This is a genomic window from Streptomyces sp. 1331.2 (assembly GCF_900199205.1).
Lineage (GTDB): Bacteria > Actinomycetota > Actinomycetes > Streptomycetales > Streptomycetaceae > Kitasatospora.
This window is the reverse complement of record NZ_OBMJ01000001.1, coordinates 4,381,327-4,404,246: the sequence shown is the minus strand read 5'-3', so window position 1 is coordinate 4,404,246 and position 22,920 is coordinate 4,381,327. Positions and strand designations below refer to the sequence as shown.

At 73.0% G+C, this 22,920-nt stretch carries 16 protein-coding genes, 1 tRNA gene and 1 pseudogene; 6 read left to right on the top strand and 12 right to left on the bottom strand.

Going from position 1 to position 22,920, the window contains the following annotated elements:
• Positions 1-9 precede the first annotated feature (9 nt).
• Together CRP52_RS18805 and CRP52_RS18800 are read right to left on the bottom strand one after the other, a co-directional pair.
• The gene (locus CRP52_RS18805) at positions 10-1,674 is read right to left on the bottom strand and encodes a hypothetical protein (protein ID WP_097237476.1); all 1,665 of its coding nucleotides are present in this window, start codon (positions 1,672-1,674) and stop codon (positions 10-12) included.
• 166 nt (positions 1,675-1,840) lie between these two features.
• A complete protein-coding gene (locus CRP52_RS18800; protein WP_306458872.1) occupies positions 1,841-2,401 on the bottom strand; it encodes a DUF1707 and DUF4190 domain-containing protein in 561 nt (186 codons plus the stop codon).
• 242 nt (positions 2,402-2,643) lie between these two features.
• Here CRP52_RS18800 and CRP52_RS18795 point away from each other — a divergent pair, with 242 nt between their 5' ends.
• From CRP52_RS18795 to CRP52_RS18780, 4 genes are all read left to right on the top strand, one after another.
• The gene (locus tag CRP52_RS18795; protein WP_097237475.1) at positions 2,644-3,465 is read left to right on the top strand and encodes an ABC transporter ATP-binding protein; all 822 of its coding nucleotides are present in this window, start codon (positions 2,644-2,646) and stop codon (positions 3,463-3,465) included.
• Positions 3,462-5,081, top strand: coding sequence for a transporter (locus CRP52_RS18790; RefSeq protein WP_097237474.1), 1,620 nt, complete (start codon positions 3,462-3,464; stop codon positions 5,079-5,081). Before CRP52_RS18795 ends, CRP52_RS18790 begins: the two co-directional genes overlap by 4 nt.
• A 112-nt stretch (positions 5,082-5,193) precedes the next feature.
• Positions 5,194-6,471 carry a DUF2786 domain-containing protein gene (locus tag CRP52_RS18785; RefSeq protein WP_097237473.1) on the top strand — a complete coding sequence of 426 codons (1,278 nt, stop codon included), beginning with the start codon at positions 5,194-5,196 and terminating at the stop codon, positions 6,469-6,471.
• A 128-nt stretch (positions 6,472-6,599) separates the two neighbouring features.
• Positions 6,600-7,712, top strand: a complete 1,113-nt coding sequence (locus CRP52_RS18780) for an ADP-ribosylglycohydrolase family protein (RefSeq protein ID WP_257032607.1) — start codon at positions 6,600-6,602, stop codon at positions 7,710-7,712.
• Here the strand turns inward: CRP52_RS18780 and CRP52_RS18775 are convergent, their stop codons facing one another.
• From CRP52_RS18775 to CRP52_RS18760, 4 genes and pseudogenes are all read right to left on the bottom strand, one after another.
• On the bottom strand, positions 7,713-9,023 hold the full coding sequence (locus CRP52_RS18775) for a serpin family protein (protein ID WP_097237472.1): 1,311 nt from the start codon (positions 9,021-9,023) through the stop codon (positions 7,713-7,715).
• A 39-nt stretch (positions 9,024-9,062) separates the two neighbouring features.
• A complete protein-coding gene (locus CRP52_RS18770) occupies positions 9,063-10,061 on the bottom strand; it encodes an ADP-ribosylglycohydrolase family protein (RefSeq protein ID WP_097237471.1) in 999 nt (332 codons plus the stop codon).
• A 19-nt stretch (positions 10,062-10,080) separates the two neighbouring features.
• A complete protein-coding gene (locus CRP52_RS18765) occupies positions 10,081-11,295 on the bottom strand; it encodes a cytochrome P450 (protein ID WP_097237470.1) in 1,215 nt (404 codons plus the stop codon).
• Between the two features lie 74 nt (positions 11,296-11,369).
• Positions 11,370-12,103 (bottom strand): annotated as a pseudogene (locus CRP52_RS18760) (SIR2 family NAD-dependent protein deacylase).
• A gap of 111 nt (positions 12,104-12,214) precedes the next feature.
• Between CRP52_RS18760 and CRP52_RS18755 the strand changes: the two are divergent.
• Positions 12,215-13,279, top strand: coding sequence for an ATP-binding protein (locus CRP52_RS18755; RefSeq protein ID WP_097237469.1), 1,065 nt, complete (start codon positions 12,215-12,217; stop codon positions 13,277-13,279).
• Positions 13,276-15,072: a vWA domain-containing protein gene (locus tag CRP52_RS18750; protein WP_097237468.1), complete on the top strand. Its 1,797-nt coding sequence runs from the start codon at positions 13,276-13,278 to the stop codon at positions 15,070-15,072. Before CRP52_RS18755 ends, CRP52_RS18750 begins: the two co-directional genes overlap by 4 nt.
• A 41-nt stretch (positions 15,073-15,113) precedes the next feature.
• Here CRP52_RS18750 and CRP52_RS18745 read toward each other — a convergent pair whose 3' ends face one another.
• The 6 genes from CRP52_RS18745 to CRP52_RS18720 form a co-directional block, all read right to left on the bottom strand.
• Complete coding sequence (locus CRP52_RS18745; protein ID WP_097237467.1) at positions 15,114-15,728, bottom strand: hypothetical protein; 615 nt, start codon at positions 15,726-15,728, stop codon at positions 15,114-15,116.
• A 158-nt stretch (positions 15,729-15,886) separates the two neighbouring features.
• Complete coding sequence (locus CRP52_RS18740; RefSeq protein ID WP_097237466.1) at positions 15,887-16,567, bottom strand: response regulator; 681 nt, start codon at positions 16,565-16,567, stop codon at positions 15,887-15,889.
• Positions 16,564-17,751: a sensor histidine kinase gene (locus CRP52_RS18735; protein WP_257032594.1), complete on the bottom strand. Its 1,188-nt coding sequence runs from the start codon at positions 17,749-17,751 to the stop codon at positions 16,564-16,566. The genes CRP52_RS18740 and CRP52_RS18735 overlap by 4 nt, the downstream gene beginning before the upstream one ends.
• A gap of 82 nt (positions 17,752-17,833) precedes the next feature.
• Positions 17,834-18,508, bottom strand: a complete 675-nt coding sequence (locus CRP52_RS18730) for a DUF4097 family beta strand repeat-containing protein (protein ID WP_179852848.1) — start codon at positions 18,506-18,508, stop codon at positions 17,834-17,836.
• A gap of 197 nt (positions 18,509-18,705) precedes the next feature.
• Positions 18,706-18,779 (bottom strand) — tRNA-Met (locus CRP52_RS18725).
• A gap of 158 nt (positions 18,780-18,937) precedes the next feature.
• Positions 18,938-22,831, bottom strand: a complete 3,894-nt coding sequence (locus tag CRP52_RS18720; RefSeq protein ID WP_097237463.1) for a DNA-directed RNA polymerase subunit beta' — start codon at positions 22,829-22,831, stop codon at positions 18,938-18,940.
• Positions 22,832-22,920 lie beyond the last annotated feature (89 nt).

Sequence of the window (22,920 nt, the reverse complement as noted above, 5' to 3'; positions counted from 1 at the left end):
GAACTGGCGCTACTTGATCATGCTGATCCATGACTGGTCGCCGTCCTTCGAGCACTGCCCTCCGGGCGCGAACTTCGGGCAGCTGCCGTCGAGGTTGCGAACGGTGTGCGACACCCACGGCAGGATGCGGTACGTGTTCTCCTTCGCCGGCATGTAGCGGTCGGACATCGACGAGGAGACCGTACCGAACAAGAACAGCAAGGCGAACAGCGTACCGATCACGGCGGCCTGCGGTCCGGGAGGGCCCGCAGGTGCGGGGCTTCCCGCGGCCTCGGCGGCCCGCCGGCGTTCCGCGATCCGCAGTGACACCAGGTGGGCCACCAGGGCGCAGAGCAGCAGGCCGCAGTAGAGCATCTGGTTGTTGGTGCGGGTGTAGAGCTGCACGGTCTGGGTCTCGTACATGTGCGAAGCGATGTACATCCGCATCACCCAGGCGCTCGCGAACATGCAGCAGATGGTGACGACCAGTGGCTTGCGGATGCCGAGCCAGAGTGCGGCGCCGAGTGCGACGAACATCACCACGGCGAACAGGTCCATGCCGCCGAACTCGCCGGGCAGCGGCCATTCGGTGACCTTGCCCGGCATGTCCGTGCGCCACATCAGGAAGTACGCCGGGTCGGTGAAGTTGTCGAACCGGAACGTGGCGTCCTTGGTGTCCTGCCCGTCGGTCAGCATCGTCACCAGGTAGCTGCCGCAGACCAGCAGGTAGGCGGCAACGGTGACGCCCAAGTAGGCCAGGCCCTTGCGGCGGTCGGCCTGCCAGGGGAAGTACATCAGCGCCGCGACCAGCACACCCGCCGCGCTCCACAGGAACCAGCCGGAGTAGGTCAGGAACAGCAGCCCCAGCAGCGCGCCGAAGCCGGCCCCCTTCAGCAGCAGCGACCGCCAGGCCGCCGTCCCGCTGCGGCGCAGCTGCACCACCAGCGCCACGAGGACCGGCACCAGGACCACCAGCACGGTCTGGCTGTACGGCTTGTAGGCGTCGATCAGCGCGAAGGCCGGCAGCACGCCGAAGGCGAGTGCGCGGACCGGGCTGAGCAGCATCCGCCAGCAGAGGTAGACCAGCGGGCCGAACGCGGCGGCGCCGAGGATCTGCAGGTCCTTGAAGGCGTACGCGGTGTTGCCGCCGCGGAACCACTCGGCGTAGTAACCCAGGGTGTACAGCGGCGCCGGCGGGTAGACCGGCGAGCCCGAGGGCTGGCCGTTCGCCACCGCGTGGGCCCACTCGACGATGCGCCCGCTGTCGCCGTTGAGGCCGAACATCGGCCAGGGCGTGCCCAGCAGGGCGATCACCGCGCCGGCCGCCACGAAACCGCTGGCGAGGCCGGCCAGTGCGGCCGAGGAGAAGCGCGCCACCAGGCCGAAGTGCCGGCCGGAGCGGACGCGCCACGCGATCACCACCGCGCCGAGCAGCAGCAGGCCGATCACGGCGAACCGCAGCTGCAGGGCGGCGAGCCCGCTGACCTGGGCGATCCGGTTCAGCGGGTCGAGCTGGAAACCGCGGGCCATCACGGGGAGGATCAGCGCGGCCAGGAAGGCGACCAGCGCCTCGCCCGCGAGCAGCACCGGCGAGGAGGACCAGAACCCGCTGCCGGACCGGCGCTCCGAACGCCCGGTCAGCGAACGTCCGCCCGGCGACGGGACGCGGGAGGCCTCCTGGGCACTGACTGTCACTGGAACGGTCCTCGACTCGTGGTTGCTCACCCGGCCCGCCCGGCGCCTCTTCGCCGACGGGTCGCGGAACGTACGGGGTTCAGGTGCGCGTGGCTGCCCCGGGCATCATAGGTGCTTTGCCCGGCGATGGGCGTCCCGGTCCACGGGCCGTGGCCGCCCGCGGACGCTACGCGAGGGCCAGGAGGATCATCAGGGTCCAGAACGCGCTGCCCATGTAGCCGATCACCAGGCCGAGGACGGCCGCCCAGTCGCCGTCCATGTTGTTCCGGCGGATCTGCGAGCGGGCGATGTGGCCGGTGACCACGGCGGGCAGGGAGAGGCCGGTCACACTGCAGACCAGGGAGAGCACGGCCAGCACGTTGGTCGGGCGGGCCTGCGGGTACGGCGGGGTGGGCAGGAAGGTGGCCGGAACGGGCGGGGCGAGCGGCGCCGACATCGGGCCGGCGGGCAGGTCGGCCACCAGCGCGGCCAGCTGGCCGTAGGTCTGCGCCACGGTGACGGCCTCGTGGCGCTGCTCGTACTCCTCGGCGGAGAGCCGGCCCTCGGCGAACGCGGCCTTCAGCACGTCGACCGTGCGGTCGCGGTCCGCGTGGCCCGCCCGCATCGCGGACTGCGGCGTCGGCGCGGGCTGCGGGACCGGCGCGGGCCACCGGGCGGCGGGCCACCGGGCGTCGCCCCGGCCGTGCTTGTGACCGGGACCGGGTTCGCCCCACGGTTGAACGGACATCCGCCACCTCCCGGTGCCACGGCACCCCCGCGCACGTTCACTGCTCCTCATAGTGCAGGACGAACGACCGCTCCGAGTAGTTGCCGATTCGGCCCGGCAGCCGCCGGGAGGCGGATTCCGGACGGCGCGCCTCACCCGTTCGGCGGACACGCTCAGGGGATCCTCAACTCGGGCGACAGCTCCGTCCGCCGGTGACAGGCTGAGCCCGAGACCTCCGTCCGACCCGAGCAGAGAAGGCCGCGATGCAGCCGTCAGCACCACCGTCCTCCGACCTCCCCGGGCCGGGCACCCCGTCCGCCGTCAGCATCCGAGGACTGTGGAAGCACTTCGGCACCCAGGCCGCCGTGGCCGGGCTGAGCCTGGAGCTGCCCGCCGGCGCCTTCATCGGCCTGGTCGGGCCGAACGGCGCCGGCAAGACCACCACGCTGTCGATGGTCACCGGCCTGCTGCGGCCCGACCAGGGCGCCGTGCTGATCCACGGCACCGACGTGTGGGCCGACCCGGTCACGGTCAAGGCGCGGATCGGCATCCTGCCCGAGGGCCTGCGGATGTTCGAACGGCTCAGCGGGCGCGAGCTGCTGCAGTACACCGGTCGGCTGCGCGGCCTGCCCGGCGCCGAGGTGGACCGCCGGGCCGAGGAACTGCTGGCCGTACTGGACCTCGGCCGGGACGCCGACAAGCTGGTCGCCGACTACTCCACCGGCATGCGCAAGAAGATCGGCCTGGCCGCGGCGCTGCTGCACAACCCCGACGTGCTCTTCCTCGACGAGCCCTTCGAGGGCGTCGACCCGGTCTCGGCGCAGACCATCCGCGGCGTGCTCAAGCGGTACGCGGCGGCTGGCTCCACCGTCGTCTTCTCCAGCCACGTGATGGAGCTGGTCGAACAGCTCTGCGACTGGGTCGCCGTGATCGACGCCGGCCGGGTGATCGCCCAGGGCCCGCTGGACACCGTGCGCGACGGGCAGAGCCTGCACGAGGCCTTCCTCGGCCTGATCGGCGTCCGCGAGGACGACGGCCGGGCGCTCGGCTGGCTCGGCGGCGGCCAGGCCGGGAGCGGGCAGTGAGCGCGGCCGCCACCCCCGTACCCGACGGGCGGACGGTCGTCCGCGCGCTGGTGGCGCTCAAGCTGCGGCTGCTGCGCAACGGGCTGCGGCGCAGCCCCGGCCGTACCGCCGTCTACGTCATCGGCGCCGCCCTCGGCCTGGCCTTCGCGGGCGGCATCGCCTTCGCCATGGCCATGCTGAACGGCCGCTACGCCGGCTCCGGGGACGCCGGCGTGATGCTGCTCGGCGTGCTCTGCCTCGGCTGGGCGGCGCTGCCGCTCTTCCTCTTCTCCAGCGACGAGAGCGCCGACCCGACCCGGCTCACCATGCTGCCGCTGCGGCCGGGGCCGCTGCTGCGCGGCTCGCTGCTGGCCGCGCTGATCGGGCCCGGGCCGCTGGTCAGCCTGGTGCTGGTGACCGGCGCCGCGCTGTCCGGCGCCGACGGCGGCGCCTCGGCCGCGGCCGCGCTGGTCGGCGTGCCGCTCGCGGTGCTCTGCCTGGTCACGCTCTCCCGGGCGGTCGCCGCCGGCAACGCCCGGATGCTCTCCAGCCGGCGCGGCAAGGACTTCGCGATCTTCGGCGGGCTGCTCTTCGCCCTGCTCGTCCAGGCCGCCAACATCGGCTCGCAGAGCATTTTCGGGCGGCCCGGCGATCAGCTCGACCTCAGCCCGCTGAAGCCGATCGCCTCCGTGCTGCGCTGGATCCCGCCGGTCGGTGCGGCGGACGCGGCCCGCACCGCCGGCGAGGGCCGGTACGGGCTCGCGCTGCTCCAGCTCGCGGCGGCCGGCGCCCTGCTCGTCCTGCTGCTGCGCTGGTGGCGGAGCAGCCTGCAGGAGCTGATGGTCACCGCCGACTCCTCCACCCTGGAGGTGGCCCGCGGAGTGCAGGACTCCCGCGGCTGGCGCCTCCTGCCCGGGGGGCGGGTCGGCGCCGTGATGCAGCGCCACCTGCGGTACGCCTGGCGCGAGCCGCGGGCCAAGGCCGCGGTGTTCACGAGCATCGGGATGACCCTGGTGATCTGCGTGCTGTCGATGGTCCAGGGCTGGTCGAGCGTCTACCTGCTGGCGATGACCGGGACCTTCCTCGGGCTGCAGATGCTCAACCTGTTCGGCATGGACGGCTCGGCGTTCTGGATGGTCGCCGCCACCCTGCGCACCGCGGCCGACGCCCGGGACGAGCTGCGCGGCCGGGCGTACGCGGTGCTCTCGTACGCCCTCCCGGTGACGCTGGTGCTCGGCCTCGTGCTGGCCGCCGCCACCGGCGACTGGACCCGCCTGCCGTCCGCGCTCGGCCTCGCGCTGGCGCTGCTCGGCTGCGGGGTGGCGCTCGGCGCGGTGTTCAGCGTGCTGGCGCCGTACACCATGCCCGCCGACAGCAACCCGATGCGCAACGCCGCCCCCGGGCAGGGCGGGCTGATCCTGCTCAACCAGTTCGGCTCGATGGTCGGTGTGGCACTGCTCACCCTCCCGGTGGGCGGCTACCTCGCCTGGGCGCTGCTCTCGGGCGGGCCGAGCTGGCCGGTGCTCCTGATCGGCGCGCTGTACGGCGCGCTGGTCGCCGTCGTCGGGGTGCGGCTGGCGGCCGCCCGGCTGCTGGAGCGCATCCCGGAGATCCTCGCCAAGGCCATCGAGCGCTGAGCCGGACTGCTCCTCCCCGGTTGTACGGTCCCGGGCACCGGCCCGGGCTCCGGCATCATGGGCAGGAGGGATCAGGCCGTCGAGGCGCCGTCGAGGAGAGCAGGGACACACCGTGGGCAAGCGCGCGCAGCAGGGCGGAGACGCCGGACCGCTGCTGGAGCAGGCCGTACGGTCGGTGCTGACGGCCCCGGACGAGGGGCTGGACCTGGCCCTGGACACCGGGGCGTCACTGCTGGCCGCCTCGCCCGGGCAGTGGCCGGCGGTCAGCCGGGCGCTGCTGGTCCACGCGGACACCGCCGTCGGCCGCTGCTGGTCCGCCGGGTGGCGCCCGGCCGACCTGGCGCGGGTGGTGCGGCGCGGGCTGAAGCCCGTCCACCTGGCACTCGCGATCGACCTGATCGCCGCCGAGCACCGCCGCCACCCCGCGGCGGCCCTCGACCGGCGCTGGCAGGAGCAGCTGCGCGAGCTGGAGACCGAGACCTGGTGGCCCGGCGACGAGCAGTACCTGGGCGCCTTCGCCCACCGGCACCGGCTGGACCGCTTCGCGCTCGCCACCGCCGTCCTGGAGCTGCTGCGCACCTGGGGACGGCTGCCGCCGATCGCCCCGGTCGGCCCGGCGCCCGGGCGGGCGCCCCGAGCCGAACGGGCCGGCGGCGGGCCGGTGCCCGGCGAGCCGCGGATGCTGGCCCGGATCCGGGCCCTGCTGGCCAAGGCGGAGTCCACCGAGTATCCCGAGGAGGCCGAGGCGCTGACCGCCAAGGCCCAGCAGCTGATGGCCCAGCACAGCATCGACGAGGCCCTGCTGGCCGCCGCCGGCACCGACCGCGACGCCCCGGCGGCGCTGCGGATCGGCGTGGACAACCCGTACGAGGGCCCCAAGACGATGCTGCTGGACGCGGTCGCCGCGGCCAACCGGTGCCGGGTGGTCTGGGCGAAGGAGTTCGGCTTCTGCACCGTGGTCGGCTTCGACGGGGACCTGGACGGCGTCGAACTGCTCTACACCTCGCTGCTGGTGCAGGCCACCCACGCGCTCAACAAGGCCGGCTCCGGCCGGGACTCGCGCAGCAAGGCCTTCCGGCAGTCCTTCCTGGTCGCGTACGCGGCGCGGATCCGCGAGCGGCTGACCGCCGCCACCGAGCGGACCACCAGCGCCGCCGCGGCCGGCCGGCACCTGCGCGAGGACGGCACCGAGGAGCAGCTGCTGCCGGACGAGCGGCTGCTGCCCGCGCTCGCCGCCCGCTCGGAGGCGGTGGACGAGGAGGTCGGCCGACTGTTCCCGAAGCTGGTCTCGCAGCGAGTCCGGGTCAGCGACGGCGAGGGCTGGGCGGCGGGCCGCGCCGCCGCGGACCGGGCCGCGCTGCACGGGCGCGCCGGGCAGATCCGCGGTTAGGGCCTGCCCGGCGGATCTTGCCGGGCGCCGAGATCCACCGGACGGGCCCGAAGACTCGACGCGAGGTCCCTGGGCACGAAGGAAGACCTGATAGAACGTACTCCGCCACGAACGAAGGGGGATTCGACGTGACGGAGCCGGCGGCCGAGTCGGGGTACCGGGACCGGGTGCGCGGAGCGCTGCTCGGCGGAGCGATCGGCGATGCGCTGGGCTGGCCGGTGGAGTTCCAGCAGCTCCACCAGATCCAGGACCGGTACGGCCCGCAGGGCGTGACGGCGCTGCCGGCCGGCCCCGGGCCGGTCGAGGTCACCGACGACACCCAGATGACCCTGTTCACCGCCGAGGGCCTGATCCGCGGCTTCGTCCGCGGCTGGACGGGCGGCGGCGGCTCCGTCCCCGAGGCCGTGCACGGCGCCTACCGGCGCTGGCTGCTGACGCAGTACCAGCCCGCGCCGGACGCCGAACCGCAGCCCCACCCGTACGACGGCTGGCTGCTGCGGCAGCCGTTCTTGTACGCGCGGCGGGCACCGGGCAACGCCTGCCTCAGCGGGGTGTCCGAGCACCCGGTCTTCGAGGCGCCGTCCGCGATCGGGCGGCCGGGGCCGATCAACCCGGGCTCCAAGGGCTGCGGCACGGTGATGCGCTCGGCGCCGTTCGGGCTGGCCCGGCTGGGCACCGAGCAGGCCTTCGGACTGGCTGTGCAGTGCGCCCAGCTCACCCACGGGCACCCGACCGGCTACCTCGCGGCGGGCGCCTTCGCGGCGCTGGTCGAACGGCTGGCGAACGGGACGGAGCCGTGGGCGGCGGTCGGCGAGACCGTCGATCAGATCCGCGAGCTGCCCGCGTCCAAGGAGACCGTCCAGGCGCTGGCCCGGGCGGTGCGGCTCGCCCAGGAGGCCGAGCCCTCGGCGGAGACGGTGGAGCGGGTCGGCCTCGGCTGGATCGCCGAGGAGTGCCTGGCCGTCGCGGTGCACTCGCTGCTGGCGGCCACCCTCGACCCCGACCCGGTGCGCACCGCGCTGCTGCTGTCGGTGAACCACTCCGGGGACAGCGACTCCACCGGCGCGGTCTGCGGCAACCTGGTCGGGGCCGCGTACGGCGCCTCGGCGCTGCCCGCCGAGTGGGCCGGGGCCGTCGAGGGGCGGGCCGAGCTGCGGCAGGTCGCGGACGACCTGCTGGTGCTGTTCGGCAGCCGCGACCCGCTGCACCCGGGGCTCGGCGGGCGCTACCCGGCCCGGTAGCTACTTCGCCTGCGGATCGACGACCTGGCCGAGGAACAGCGGCCGCCCGCCCGAGGTGTCCCGGATCAGGAACAGGAACGGCCGGTCGATGTGCAGCTGGGCGGCCTGTTGTGGGGCGGGCGCCGCCGCCACGCCGATCCCGACGCCGCTGCCGGCCGCCGCGACCGTGCCCTCCTCGTCCACCTGGACGGTGGCCTTCTGCACCACCGTGCTGACGGCGAGCGGCTGGTCCTTGGCGATGCCGCTGAGGTCGGCGTTGTCGAAGGCCGAGTGCACGCCGAGCGAGCGCAGCGCGGGGGTGAGCTCGTCGGAGGTGTCGAAGTGGAAGCGCGGCAGCTGCAGGTCGACGGGCTGCTCGGCGAGGGCGCCGAGGATCCGGTCGAGCTCGGGCTGGTCCAGCTCCTTGGTGAAGGCCGCGAAGCCGCCCTGTGCGGGGACGATCAGGTCCATCGCCAAGTTTCCACCCGCGTAGGGGAGTTCGATGGCCTGCCAGGGCTCGCCGAGGATCCCGCCGGAGCCGTCGGCGTACTTGAACTCGCCGGTCCGGCTCATCGTGGAGACGTTCGCGGCGGTGCCGTCGAGCTTGTGGAACGGGCGGTCCTCGGTGTGCGAGGGCTTGAACTCGGAGGCCCACTTCGCCTTGAGGTAGAGCGCGTCGGTGAGGACCAGCCTGGTGTCCGGGTTGATCGCCTTCGGGGCGAAGAGGTCCTTGATCCGCCCCTCGGTGGCCTTCTCCACGGCCGCGTTGACCGCCTTGCGGCTGCCCTCGGGGTCCTTCTTGAAGTCGGTGGTGTGCACTCCGGCGTCGAAGTCGGCGGCGAGGGTGGCCAGGTAGTCGGGCTCCACCGGAAAGCCCTGCTGCGTCCAGACCTGGTCGCTCTGGCGCAGGGTGACCTGGTCACCGTTCTTGGCCTGCTGGTCGGACGCGCCGACGGCGAGGGCGTACTGCTTCGGGTCGAGCTCGGTGTGCAGGGCCTTGGCCAACTCGTCGGCCGTCGCCCCGCGGGCGCCGGGGAGCACCATGGCGAGCACGGTGGCCAGGCCGGTCGGGGAGACCACGAGGTTGCGCCCCGCGTCGTCCGGCTTGGCAGTGAGGACGTGCAGGAGGTCCAGCCCGAAGGCGGCGGTGGCCTTCGCGGTAGCCGCCACCTGGGCCGGGTCGACCGCGGGCCGACTCGCCGGCGCGGAGGCCCTGACCTCCGCACCGGCGCCGGCACCGGTACTCCCACAACCGCTGAGCAGCGGCGCGGCAAGCACGGCGGCGAGGAGCAGGGCGGCGCGACGACGGTTTCCGGTGCTGCTGTTCGTCATGGCCCTTCGACGCGCCACCCCCGCTCCGGGTTCCCCGGATCAGTCCCAGAGCGCCCCGAGCTCCAGCAGCTCGTCCCGGTGCTCGATCCGCGCGACCCACTCCCCCGGCCAGGCCTCCTCGCCGTGGTGGGCGCCCGCGAAGGCGCCGGTCAGGCAGGCGAGCGAGTCGGAGTCACCGCCGGAGTAGGCGGCCCGACGGACGGCGGCGACCGGGTCGTCCGGCAGCAGCAGGAAGCAGAGCAGGCCGGTGCCGAAGGCCTCCTCGGCGACCCAGCCCTCGCCGGTGGCCAGGCACGGGTCGGCCTCGACGTCGGGTGCGGCGAGCGCTGCCTCCAGCTGGTCGAGGACGGCGAGGCAGTCGTCCCAGCCCCGGGCGATGACGGCCTGCGGCGAGGCGCCGTACCACTGGTCGGCGAGGTCGCCGAGCCAGAACTCGTCGTACCGCTCGCGGCTCGCCAGCGCGTACGCCCGCAGCACGGCGGGCAGCACGGCCGGCGGAACGCCCTCGGCCAGCTTGCGGACGGCGTACGCGGTGAGGTCGCTCGCGGCGAGCGCGGTCGGGTGGCCGTGGGTGAGCGCGGACTGCAGCTGGGCGGCGCCGGCGGCCTGCCGGGCGTCGAGGTCGCGGATCAGCCCGACCGGGGCGACCCGCATGTTGGCGCCGCAGCCCTTGGAGCCGACGTCGCTGGCCTGCTGCCAGCGGACCTGGTCGTGGCTGAGCCGCTCGCAGGAGCGCAGGCAGGTCATGCCGGGGGCGCGGTTGTTCTCCGGGGAGCGCCACCAGTCGACGAACTCCTCGCGGACCGGCCGCTCCAGGCGCAGGGGCGTCAGTGGCCCACGGGCCAGGGCGGTGCGCAGGCCGCGGCCGAGGGCGAGCGTCATCTGGGTGTCGTCGGTCACCAATGCCTTGGCCGGCAGCGGGAGTTGCCGCCAGTCGGGGTGGTCGGCGGCGATCCGGTCGACGTCCTGGAACTCGGTCGGCCGGCCGAGTGCGTCCCCGATCGCCAGCCCCAGTAGTGCGCCCGTCGCCTTGCCCACGGCAGCCCCCCTCTTTCCGTCACACCTCGACCAGCAGCTCCTTGAGCCCGCGGATCACGTAGCCCGGGTTCCACTCGGGCTCGCGGACCAGCCGCAGGCCCGGGGCCCGGCGCAGCAGTGTGCCGTAGGACTCGGTGAGCTCCAGTCTGGCAAGGGGCGCGCCCAGACAGAAGTGGATTCCGGCGCCGAAGGTGATGTGCGGGTTGTCGGTGCGGCCGAGGTCGAGGCGGTCGGGGTCGGCGAAGCGGTCGGGGTCGCGGTTGGCGGAGCCGAAGAGCAGGGCGATCTCAGCGCCGCGCGGGATGGTGACGCCGCGGACCTCGATGTCCTCCAGGGCCCACCGCTCGAACATCTGCAGCGGGGTGTCCCAGCGCATCAGTTCCTCGACGGCGGTGGGCAGCACTTCGTCCACCGAGCCGCGCAGCCGGGCGAGTTCGTCGGGGTGGCGGAACAGCGCCCACCAGCCGTTTCCGGTGGTGTTGACGGTCGCCTCGTGGCCGGCGTTGAGCAGCAGCACGCAGGTGGAGACCATCTCCTGCTCGCTGAGCGCGTCCGAGCCCTCCTGGGCCTGGATGAGCGCGCTGATCAGGTCCTCCCCCGGGGTCTCCCGGCGTTCGCGGATCAGGGCGCGCAGGTAGTCGGAGAACTCGGTGCTCGCGGTGACGGCCCGGCGGGCGGCCTCCTCGCTCGGGTTGAGCTCGAACATCCCGGTGATGTCGGCGGACCAGGGCCGCAGCAGGTGCCGGTCGCCCTCGGGGATCCCGAGCATCTCGGCGATCACGGCGACCGGCAGCGGCTCGGCGACGGCGGCGATCAGGTCGCCGCCGCCGGTCGCGAGCAGGCCGTCGACCAGTTCGCCGGCGAGGCGCCGGACGGTCGGGCGCAGGCCCTCGACCATGCGCGGGGTGAAGGCCTTGGAGACGAGCCGGCGGATCCGGGTGTGGTCGGGCGCTTCCAGGTCGAGCAGGCCGTGGTCGTTCAGGGTGTGGAAGGGCTCGTGCGCCGGGTCGGGCTCGGGGCGGCCGAACTCCGCGTGGCTGAACCGGTGGGTGTAGGTGCGGCCGAGCCGCCGGTCGCGCAGCAGCGCGCTGACGTCCTCGTGGCGGGAGACGAGCCACTGGTTCGTCGGCTCGAAGTACGTCACCGGCGCGTGCGTGCGCAGGTCGGCGTACGCGTCGTACGGGTGGGCCACGAACGCCGCCGACCAGGGGTCGAACTTCGCCGTCGTCGTCATCGCTCGATCACTCCAGGCCGTGAGAGGAAGCCGGGACGATCATCGTATGCAGGCGGTACGTCCGTAAAGGGTCCTTACGCCCCTTCCCTGACCAGCCTCCGCACCAGCTCGGGCAGCGCCTGCGAGATCGGCTCCCGGATCACCTCGTCCGCGGCCTCGTCGAAGGGGGTCGGCTCGCCGTTCACGACGACCAGCCGGGCACCGCCCTCCAGGGCGATCTGCGGCAGCGAGGCCACCGGGTAGACCTGCAGACTCGTCCCCACGGCGATGAACAGGTCACAGCCCTTGGCGATGGCGTCGGCCTGCTGCAGCACCACCGGGTCCAGGTGCTCGCCGAACATCACCGTGCGCGGCTTGAGGATCCCGCCGCACTCCCGGCAGGCCGGGTCCGGCTCCCCCGCCTCCACCCGCGCCAGCGCCTCCGCCATCGGCCCGACCGCCCGGCAGTCCAGGCACTGCACCTCCCGTGCGGTGCCGTGCAGTTCGAGCACCTTGCGGGCGCTCAGCCCGGCCGCCTGGTGCAGCCCGTCGACGTTCTGGGTGAGCACCCGCAGCGGCAGCCCGGAGCGCTCCAGCTCGACCAGCGCCCGGCGTTCGGCTCGGCGGCCAACGCGCCCGTCTCCAGCCGCAGCCGCCAGGACCGCCGCCGCACCTCCGGATCGGCCAGGTACGGCCCGAGGGTGACCAGCCGCTGGGCCGACGGGTCCTGCTGCCAAAGCCCCTGCGGGCCGCGGTAGTCGGGGATACCGGAGTCGGTCGAGATGCCCGCGCCGGTGAGCACGGCGATCAGGGGGCGCTTCGCGTTCATGCCCGGACGGTACGGCCGCCGGCCCGCCCTCGGCCACCAAAAATGCGGGTGCGCCGCCCCAACTCGGGCCGCACACTGGGCCGGTCAGCCGCCGTACCGCGAAGGAGCCCCGTGCAGGGAGCAGTCAGCGTCTCGCCCGCCCAGATCCCCGAGCTGTTGCTCGGACTGGCCACCGTCCGCCCGGTGTTCCTCTGGGGGGCTCCCGGGATCGGCAAGTCCTCCCTGGTCAGGGCGTTCGCCGAATCGCTCGGCCTGGAGTGCGTGAGCCTGGTCGGCACCCAGCTCGCCCCGGAGGACCTGATCGGCGTCCCGCAGCTCACCCCGGAGGGCCGCTCCCGGTTCTGCCCGCCCGAGCAGATCGCCCGCGACGAGCCGTACTGCCTCTTCCTGGACGAGCTCAACGCGGCCTCGCCGGACGTCCAGAAGGCCTTCTACTCGCTGATCCTGGACCGCCGGATCGGCTCGTACGAGCTGCCGCCCGGCTCGATCGTGATCGGCGCCGGGAACCGCGCCACCGACGGCGCACTGGCCCGCCCGATGGCGTCCGCGCTGGTCAACCGCATGGTCCACGTCCACCTGCGAGCCAACGCCGAGGACTGGCTGCGCTGGGCGGCCGGCGCCGGCATCCACCCCTGGGTCCTCGACCACCTCACCGACCGGCCCGATCACCTGTGGTCCGCCCCGCCCAAGACCGAGGAGCCGTTCTCCACCCCGCGCGCCTGGCACATGCTCTCCGACGCGCTGCACTCCTTCGGCCCGACCCTGGACGAAGAGACCCTCAAGGTGGTCGCGCACGGCCTGCTCACCCCCCAGCACGCGATCGCCTTCTGCGGCTACGCGAAGATCGTCCGCAACTCGTACGGCCTGGAGGCGATCCTCAAGGGCGACGCCCGCTGGCCGCACCGGCTGGAGGACCGGGACCTGCTCTACTACCTGGCCGACGCCTTCCGCGGCCGCCTCGTCAAGGAGCTGCCCGCAAGCAAGGAGCACGCCTCCGGGGCGCAGCGGCAGACCGCCTTCCGGGCCAAGTCGCTGCTGGTGCAGCTGGCCGAGATCTCGGTGGAGGTCGCCCAGACGGTGATCGCCGACGGCGCGGACGGCAACCCGGTGCTGCCCTCCTGGTTCCTGATCGAGGCCGCCCGGGACATGCCCAGGCTGGTCGAGGCCCGCCGGTGAAGCCCGCGGCGGCGAAGGCGAAGAAGCCCGACCCGGGCGCCGAGGTCTTCACCCAGGGCCTCACCCTGCTGCGCCGCAACCCGGCGCTGGCCGCCCTGCCCGCCCAGGTCTGCCGCAGCGAGGACTGCACGGTCGCCCCGCCCGGCGGCTGGGCGGTGGTCGACTCCGACGGCACCGTGCACGTCAACCCGCGCCGCCGGGCCGAGCCCGAGGAGTGGGCCTGGGTGCTCGCGCACTGCCTGCTGCACCTCGGCTTCGGCCACGTCCCGGCCGCCCGCGGCACCCGGGTCCAGCCGGACGAGTGCGCGGCCGCCGCCCGCTGCGCGGTGGTCAACCGCTTCCTCGCCACCTTCCCGGTCGGCCGCGCCCCGGTCGTCCTCCCGCAGGAGTACCCCGGCGGCGACGAGGAGGAGCTGGCCGCCCGCTGGCGCCGCGACGGCCTGCCGTCGGCCGGGACCGCCGGCACGGCCGGGACCGCCGACCGCGACCAGCTGCTGGTCGAGTGGCCCCGCCACGACCGCGTGCCCAAGGACTGGGAGACCGCCTTCGCGGCCGCGCTCACCCGCACCATGTCCGCCGCGATGGACCGGGCCGGCGGCCGGATCGACGAGCAGACCGGCGAGCGGCTGCCCGAACGGCCCTGGACCAGGGCGCTCAACTGGTTCGTCTCCTCGTACCCGCTGCTCGGCGGCATCGCGGCCGCCTTCACCGTGGTCGCCGACGCCGAACTCGCCCGGGCCCACGGCATCGCGGTCGCCGCGGTCAACGCCGAGGTCGGCGAGATCTACGTCAACCCGCTGCGCCGGCACACCGACGAGGAGTGGCGGTTCATCCTCGGCCACGAGATGCTGCACGCCGCCCTGCGGCACGGCGAGCGCCGTGGCGGCCGGGACCCGTTCCTGTTCAACGTCGCCGCCGACTACGTCATCAACGGCTGGCTGCTGGAGATGGGCGTCGGCGACATGCCCGAAGGCCTCCTGCACGACCCGCGGTTGAAGGGCCTGTCGACCGAGGAGGTCTACGACCGGATCGTCGGCGACCAGCGCCGGATCCGCCGCCTCGCCACGATGGCTGGGAAGAACCGTCCGGACATCCTCGGCGAACCGCTGGACCGCGGCCCGCGCGACTACGTGGACCTCGACGACTTCTACCGGCGCGGCCTGCAGCAGGGCTTCGAGCTGCACCAGCGCCAACGCGGCCTGCTCCCGGCCGGGTTGGTCCAGGAGATCCGCGCGCTCGCCCATCCGCCGCTCCCCTGGGACGCACAACTCGCCCGCTGGTTCGACGAGTTCGTGCCGAGCCCGGAGCCGGTGCGCAGCTACTCCCGCCCCGCCCGCCGCCAGTGCGCGACCCCGGACATCCCGCGAGCCGGCCGCTACCGCCCCGAGGAGGAGGTGCCGCGCTGCACCTTCGGGGTCGTCCTGGACACCTCCGGCTCGATGGACCCGACACTGCTCGGCAAGGCGCTCGGCGCGATCGCCTCCTACGCCGCCGCCCGGGACGTCCCGGCCGCCCGGGTGGTGCACTGCGACGCCGCCCCGCACGACGCCGGCTACCTCCCGGTCGAGGAGATCGCCGGGCGGGTCCGGGTGCACGGCCGCGGCGGCACCGTGCTGCAGCCGGGCATCGACCTGCTGGAACGGGCCGAGGACTTCCCGCCCGGGGCACCCGTCCTGGTCATCACCGACGGCGAGTGCGACGTCCTGCGGGTGCGCCGCGAACACGCCTACCTCGTCCCCCGCGGCGCCGGGCTGCCCTTCACCCCGCGCGGCCCGGTCTTCCGCATGACCTGACGGACGCCGCGCCCGCCGTCACGCCGTGCTCGGAGCCGGGCTCAGAGCAGCACCAGCTGCGGTGTCGCAGCGGCCGGCCGGGCCAGCGGGCTCAGCGCCACCAGGAAGCAGGCGGCGGCGAGCGGGATCAGTGCCAGGTCGACAGCCGAGGCGACCGTCCCGAGCAGCACCAGCACCGGGCTCCACCAGCGCAGCGCCCGGGCCGGGCGCACCGCGGCCGCGACCAGCAGCGCCAGCAGCCCGACGTAGAAGAGCAGCGGACCCACCTGGTAGACGGCGGGCAGCACGCCCGGCACGCCCTGCACCCGGTCGAACAGGCGCGACTGCTCGGCCTTGTCCGCCGCCACCAGGCCGACGACCAGGTCGATCCCGATCTGCACCAGGGAGGCCGCGAGCCCCGCGAAGGCCGTTCCCAGCACCGCGCCCGCCGCCACCCGCCCGACCGCCGTGCCGCGCGGGGCGAGCAGCCGGCGCAGGGCGAGGAAGACCGGGGCGAACAGCAGCAGCCCGGCGAACATCGCGGCGTGGCCGGCCGTCCAGCCGAGGCCGGGCTCCCGGGAGCCCGGCACCAGCCGGATCCCGCCGTAGAGGGCCATCAGCGCGGGGGCGCCGACGACGGCGTACGAGGTGACGCGGCTGCTCGGGGTGGCGTTCATCTGCGATCTCCCTGAGTGTCCGTGATCCGGCGATCCGTGATCCCGGATCCGTGGTCCGTGGTCCGTCTGCGACACCGCACAGCCTGTCCGCCGGCCCCCTCGTCGCGGATCGCCCGTACCGGCGAACCGGCCGCCTCCCCCGCAGGGGGGAGCCCGACTCAGGCCTCCCCCGCCACCACCGCCCCCGCCTCGTACGCGAACACCACCGCGTGCACCCGGTCCCGCAACCCGAGCTTGCTCAGCACATTGCTGACGTGCGTCTTCACCGTGTGCTCGCTGACCACCAGCTCCGCCGCGATCTCCGCGTTGGACAGCCCGCGCGCGATCAGCCGCAGCGTCTCCTGTTCGCGCAGGGTCAGCTGCTCCAGCAGCCGGGACGGCGGCCGCACCGCCCGCTCCGGCGCACCCGGGCGCCGGGCGGCGAACTCGCTGATCAGCCGCCTGGTCACCGAGGGCGCGAGCAGCGCCTCCCCCGAGGCGACCATCCGCACCCCGTGCGCCAGGTCGTCCCGCCGGACGTCCTTGAGCAGGAAGCCGCTGGCCCCCGCGTACAGCGCGTCGAAGACGTAGTCGTCGATGTCGAAGGTGGTCAGCATGATCACCTTGGTGGCCGGGAACTCCGCGCACACCCGGCGGGCGGCCTCCAGCCCGTCCATCACCGGCATCCGGACGTCCAGCAGCAGCACGTCCGGGCCGTGCGTGCGCACCGCCTCGACCGCCTCGGCGCCGTCACAGGCCTCGGCCACCACCTCGATGTCCGGCTGCGCGTCCAGGATCATCCCGAACCCGGCCCGCACCAGCTCCTGGTCGTCCGCGACGACCACCCGGATCGGCTTCATCCACCCGCCCTCTCCACCACGCCGTCCGCCCCCAACGGCAGCCGGGCACTCACCACGAAACCCTTGCCCTCCGGCCCCGGGCCGGCCTCGGCCCGCCCGCCGCAGGCCGCCGCCCGCTCCCGGATGCCCACCAGCCCGCGCCCGCCGGACCAGCCGACCACCGTACGGCCGAGGGCCGCCGCCACGCCACGGCCGTTGTCCGACACCACGACCTCCAGCTCCCGGCCGCCCCGCCGCACCCGGATCGCAGCCCGGTCGGCCCCCGAGTGCTTGACCGTGTTGGTCAGCGCCTCCTGCACGATCCGGTAGGCCGTCGCCTCCACGTCCGCGGGCACCGCACCCAGCCCGTCGGCGACGTCGAGGTCCACCCGCAGACCGGCCCGGCGCACCCGCTCCGCGACCTCGCCGAGTTCGGCCAGCCGGGGCTGCGGGGCCAGCTGCGGGCCGGTCCCTTCCTCCTTCAACACCCCGAGCACGCGCCGCAGTTGGACCATCGCGTCGCGCCCGGCGTCGGCGATGGTGTCGAAGGCGCGGATCGCCCGGTCCGGATCGTTGCGCACCACCACCGGCCCGGCCTCGGCCTGGATCACCATCAGGGAGACGGCGTGCGCCAGGATGTCGTGCATCTCCCGCGCGATCCGGGCCCGCTCCTGCGCCACCGCGCGGCCCGCCTCGCTGGCCGCCCGCTCCCCGGCCTCCTGGGCCCGCTCCGCCTCCAGCCGGGCCAGCTGCCGCTGGGCGCGCACCAGCGAGCCGAAGACGTAGGAGCCGACCGAGGTGAGCAGGCTGAAGACCGCGCCGTTCGGGGAGTGCGTCCCGACCAGGTTGCCGACGACCGTGAGGGCCAACACTGACCAGCGCACCCGGTCCGAACACCGTTCCGCCACCGTGTAGAGGCCGATCACACCGGCCAGCGGGACCTGGGCGTTCGCCGAGTGCGCCAGCACCGTCAGCGCGATCTCGGCGGCGCTGTACAGCGCCAGCACGGTCAGTGGCGCCCTGCGCCGCCACGGCAGCGGCAGGGCGGTGGCGACCGCCAGCAGGTAGACCCAGGCCGGCCAGTGCGGGTCGTCGTTGTAGACCGCCCAGGCCGCGACGCCCGCGGACGTCAGCGCCAGCAGCGAGTCCAGCAGGTACGGGTTCAGCCCGGCCGCCCGCATCCGCCACTGCGCCGTACGCTCCACCCCGTCGCCTCCCCCGTGACCAGGGGCGCCGCCCCCGCGGAGAAGATCATGCCCTACCGGGAGGACCTCCGGAACGGCCCGGTCAGACACCCCGGACCGTCACTCCGCCGGACCCGGTCGTCGCCGTGATGCTGTGCGGCGCCCCCGGCTGCGAGGGGATCTCGACATCCACCCCGCCGGAGCCGGACCGCGCGTCCACCGTGTACGCCTCCCCGCCCGGCACCTTCACCGCCACCCCGCCGGCCGAGGTCTTCGCCTCCACCTTCGCGGGCGCCGACGCGAAGTCGACCCGCACCCCGCCGCTCTCGGCGCTCAGCCGGACGTTCTGCGAGGTCAGCCCGGTGGCTTCGACCCCGCCGCTCTGCACCGAGGCCTCCACCTCGGCGGCCAGGCCGGCCAGCCGTACCCCGCCGCTCTGCTCGGTGATCCGCACCTTCGTCCCGGCCGGCACCTGCACGGTGTACCCGACGCCGCAGTCGCTGCAGTCGTACGTCAGCCGCAGCACGCCGTCCTTCACCTCGTGGGTGGTGTTCGGCGGGGTGCCCTGGTAGCTCTGCTTCTCGACCACGTGCACCGCGTCACCGCCGCCGTTCACCACGACCCCGCCGCTGAGCCCGTCGACCACCAGCTCCCTGACCGGCTCGGCCACCCCGTATTCGACCGTCCGGTGCTCCCGGTCGTCCCCGATCGGCAGACAGGCCGACATCCCGACCAGCACGCCCGCCGTGATCGCCATCGCGCCCAGCACCCGCTTCATCCCCGGCCCCCTTCGCAAGCCCGTCATCCCGACGTCGAAAGCCTCCCGCGCCGGCCCCCTCCCCCGCCTCCCTCGCCGGAGCGGTTCGCCGGCCTCCCCCGCACGACGGAGTCGGGGGCCGCCCCGGGAACGACCGGCCCCGGGAACGACGAAGGGCCCGGAGGCTGACTGCCTCCGGGCCCTTCGTTGCTACTGAGTAGCGGGGACAGGATTTGAACCTGCGACCTCTGGGTTATGAGCCCAGCGAGCTACCGAGCTGCTCCACCCCGCGTCGGTGAACACGACCTTACGCGACTTCGCCCGGATTACCTAACCGGATTCCCACCGCCCCCGCCCGGGCCTCCGGAAACGCCCCCGCCCGGGCCCCGGAAACGCCGCAGGGCGGCCACCCCGGAAGGGGTGACCGCCCTGCGATCAGTGACGCGCGACTCAGCCGGTGTACGGGCCGTAGTCGTAGTCGTCCAGCGGAACCGCCTGGCCGGAGCCGGCGCCGAAGGGCGACAGGTCGTAGTCGTCGTAGCCGACGGCCGAGTACATCGCGGCCTTGGCCTCCTCGGTCGGCTCGACCCGGATGTTGCGGTAGCGGGGCAGACCCGTACCGGCCGGGATGAGCTTACCGAGGATGACGTTCTCCTTGAGGCCCAGCAGCGGGTCCGACTTGGCGTGGATCGCCGCGTCGGTGAGGACCCGGGTCGTCTCCTGGAAGGAGGCGGCCGACAGCCAGGACTCGGTGGCCAGCGAGGCCTTGGTGATACCCATCAGCTGCGGACGGCCGGAGGCGGGGTGACCGCCCTCGGCGACGACGCGGCGGTTCTCCTGCTCGAAGCGACCGCGCTCGACCAGCTCGCCGGGCAGCAGCTCGGCGTCGCCCGACTCGATGATCGTCACGCGGCGGAGCATCTGCCGGATGATGATCTCGATGTGCTTGTCGTGGATCGACACACCCTGCGAGTTGTAGACCTTCTGGACCTCGGCGACCAGGTGGATCTGGACGGCACGCTGGCCCATGATGCGCAGGACGTCGTGCGGGTTGGTGGCACCCATGGTCAGCTTCTGGCCGACCTCGACCGCCTCGCCCTCGCTGACGAGCAGCTTGACACGCTTCGAGACCGGGTAGGCGATCTCGTCGGTGCCGTCGTCCGGCGTGATGACCAGCTTGCGGGTCTTCTCGGTGTCCTCGATCCGGACGCGGCCCTGCGCCTCCGAGATCGGGGCCACACCCTTGGGGGTGCGGGCCTCGAAGAGCTCGACGACACGCGGCAGACCCTGGGTGATGTCGTCACCGGCCACACCACCGGTGTGGAAGGTACGCATCGTCAGCTGGGTACCGGGCTCACCGATGGACTGGGCGGCGATGATGCCGACCGCCTCACCGATGTCGACCAGCTTGCCGGTGGCCAGCGAGCGCCCGTAGCACATGGCGCAGGTGCCGACGGCCGACTCACAGGTCAGGATCGAGCGGGTCTTGACCTCGCTGATGCCGTGGCGGATCAGCTCGTCGATCAGCACGTCACCGAGGTCGGTGTTCGCGGTGGCCAGCAGCTTGCCGTCGACGGTGATGTCCTCGGCGAGCATGCGGGCGTACACGCTGGTCTCGACGTCGTCGGCCTTGCGCAGCACGCCGTCCGCACCCACGGAGCCGATCGCCAGCTTCAGGCCGCGCTCGGTGCCGCAGTCCTCCTCGCGAATGATGACGTCCTGGGAGACGTCGACCAGACGACGGGTGAGGTAACCGGAGTCGGCGGTACGGAGGGCGGTGTCGGCCAGACCCTTACGGGCACCGTGGGTGGAGATGAAGTACTCCAGCACGGACAGACCCTCACGGAACGACGCCTTGATGGGTCGCGGGATGGTCTCGTTCTTGGCGTTCGACACCAGACCACGCATACCGGCGATCTGGCGCATCTGCATCATGTTTCCGCGAGCGCCCGAGTCGACCATCATGAAGATGGGGTTCGTCTTCGGGAAGTTCACGTTCATGGCCTCGGCGACCTCGTTGGTCGCCTGGGTCCAGATGCCGATGAGCTCCTGCTTGCGCTCGTCGTTGGTGATCAGACCGCGCTCGTACTGACGCTGGACCTTCTCCGCCTTCGCCTCGTAGCCCTCCAGGATCTGGGGCTTGTTCGGCGGGACGACGACGTCGGAGATCGAGACGGTGACACCCGAGCGGGTCGACCAGTGGAAGCCGGCCGCCTTCAGGTTGTCCAGGGTCGCCGCGACGACGACCTTGGGGTAGCGCTCCGCCAGGTCGTTGACGATCGCGGAGAGCTGCTTCTTGCCCACCTCGTAGTCGACGAACGGGTAGTCCTCGGGCAGCAGCTCGTTGAAGAGCGCGCGGCCCAGGGTGGTGGTCAGGCGGAAGGGCTCGCCGTCGAACCAGTTCGACTGGCCGTCCTCGTCCAGCGGCGGGGTCCAGCCGCGCGGCGGGACGGTGCCGGCCGGCAGACGCAGCTCGATCGGGGCCTGGACGTCCAGGTCGCGGGCGTCGAAGGCCATGATCGCCTCGGCGGTCGACGAGAAGGTGCGGCCGGCGCCCTTCACGTTGTCGCGGTCCGAGGTCAGGAAGAACAGACCGAGCACCATGTCCTGGGTCGGCATGGTGACGGGGCGACCGTCGGCCGGCTTCAGGATGTTGTTCGAGGACAGCATCAGGATGCGGGCCTCGGCCTGCGCCTCCGCGGAGAGCGGCAGGTGGACGGCCATCTGGTCACCGTCGAAGTCCGCGTTGAACGCGGTGCAGACGAGCGGGTGGATCTGGATGGCCTTGCCCTCGACCAGCTGCGGCTCGAAGGCCTGGATGCCGAGGCGGTGCAGGGTGGGCGCACGGTTCAGCAGGACGGGGTGCTCGGCGATGACCTCTTCGAGCACGTCCCACACGACCGGGCGGGCACGCTCGACCATGCGCTTGGCCGACTTGATGTTCTGCGCGTGGTTCAGGTCGACCAGGCGCTTCATCACGAACGGCTTGAAGAGCTCCAGCGCCATGGCCTTCGGCAGACCGCACTGGTGCAGCTTGAGCTGCGGGCCGACGACGATGACCGAACGGGCCGAGTAGTCGACTCGCTTGCCGAGCAGGTTCTGACGGAAACGACCCTGCTTGCCCTTGAGCATGTCGCTCAGGGACTTCAGCGGGCGGTTGCCCGGGCCGGTGACCGGACGACCGCGGCGGCCGTTGTCGAACAGCGCGTCGACGGCCTCCTGGAGCATGCGCTTCTCGTTGTTCACGATGATCTCGGGGGCGCCGAGGTCGAGAAGCCGCTTCAGGCGGTTGTTGCGGTTGATGACGCGGCGGTACAGGTCGTTCAGGTCGGAGGTCGCGAAGCGGCCACCGTCCAGCTGCACCATCGGACGCAGGTCCGGCGGGATGACCGGGACGCAGTCCAGCACCATGCCGTTGGGCTTGTTGGTGGTCTGCAGGAACGCGGAGACGACCTTGAGGCGCTTCAGCGCACGGGTCTTCTTCTGGCCCTTGCCGGTGCGGATGATCTCGCGCAGCCGCTCGGACTCCTCGGCCAGGTCGAAGGTCTCCAGGCGGTCCTTGAGGGCCGCCGCGCCCATCGAGCCGGAGAAGTAGGTGCCGAAGCGGTCGCGCAGCTCGCGGTAGAGCAGCTCGTCGCCCTCCAGGTCCTGGACCTTGAGGTTCTTGAAGCGGGCCCACACCTCGTCGAGACGGTCGAGCTCGCGCTGCGCGCGGTCGCGCAGCTGCTTCATCTCGCGCTCGGCGCCCTCGCGCACCTTGCGGCGCACGTCGGCCTTGGCGCCCTCGGCCTCCAGCTCGGCCAGGTCGGTCTCGGCCTTCTTGGCGCGGGCTTCGAGGTCGGCGTCGCGGCGGTTCTCGATCTGCTGGCGCTCGACGGAGACGTGCGCCTCCAGCGACGGCAGGTCGCGCTGGCGGCGCTCGTCGTCGACCCAGGTGATCATGTAGGCGGCGAAGTAGATGACCTTTTCGAGGTCCTTCGGCGCCAGGTCCAGCAGGTAGCCCAGGCGGGACGGGACACCCTTGAAGTACCAGATGTGGGTGACCGGGGCGGCCAGCTCGATGTGGCCCATCCGCTCGCGGCGCACCTTGGCGCGGGTCACCTCGACGCCGCAGCGCTCGCAGATGATGCCCTTGAAGCGGACGCGCTTGTACTTACCGCAGTAGCACTCCCAGTCCCGGGTCGGGCCGAAGATCTTCTCGCAGAAGAGGCCGTCCTTTTCGGGCTTCAGGGTGCGGTAGTTGATGGTCTCCGGCTTCTTGACCTCGCCGTGGGACCACTGGCGGATGTCGTCGGCGGTGGCCAGGCCGATGCGGAGCTCGTCGAAGAAGTTGACGTCAAGCACTGGTCGTCAAGCCCTCTTTCGTAAGTCGAGAGTCGTTCATGTGGTCTGAGGGGGGCCTGGGGGCGGGCCGGCCGCGGTCGTGCGGCCGG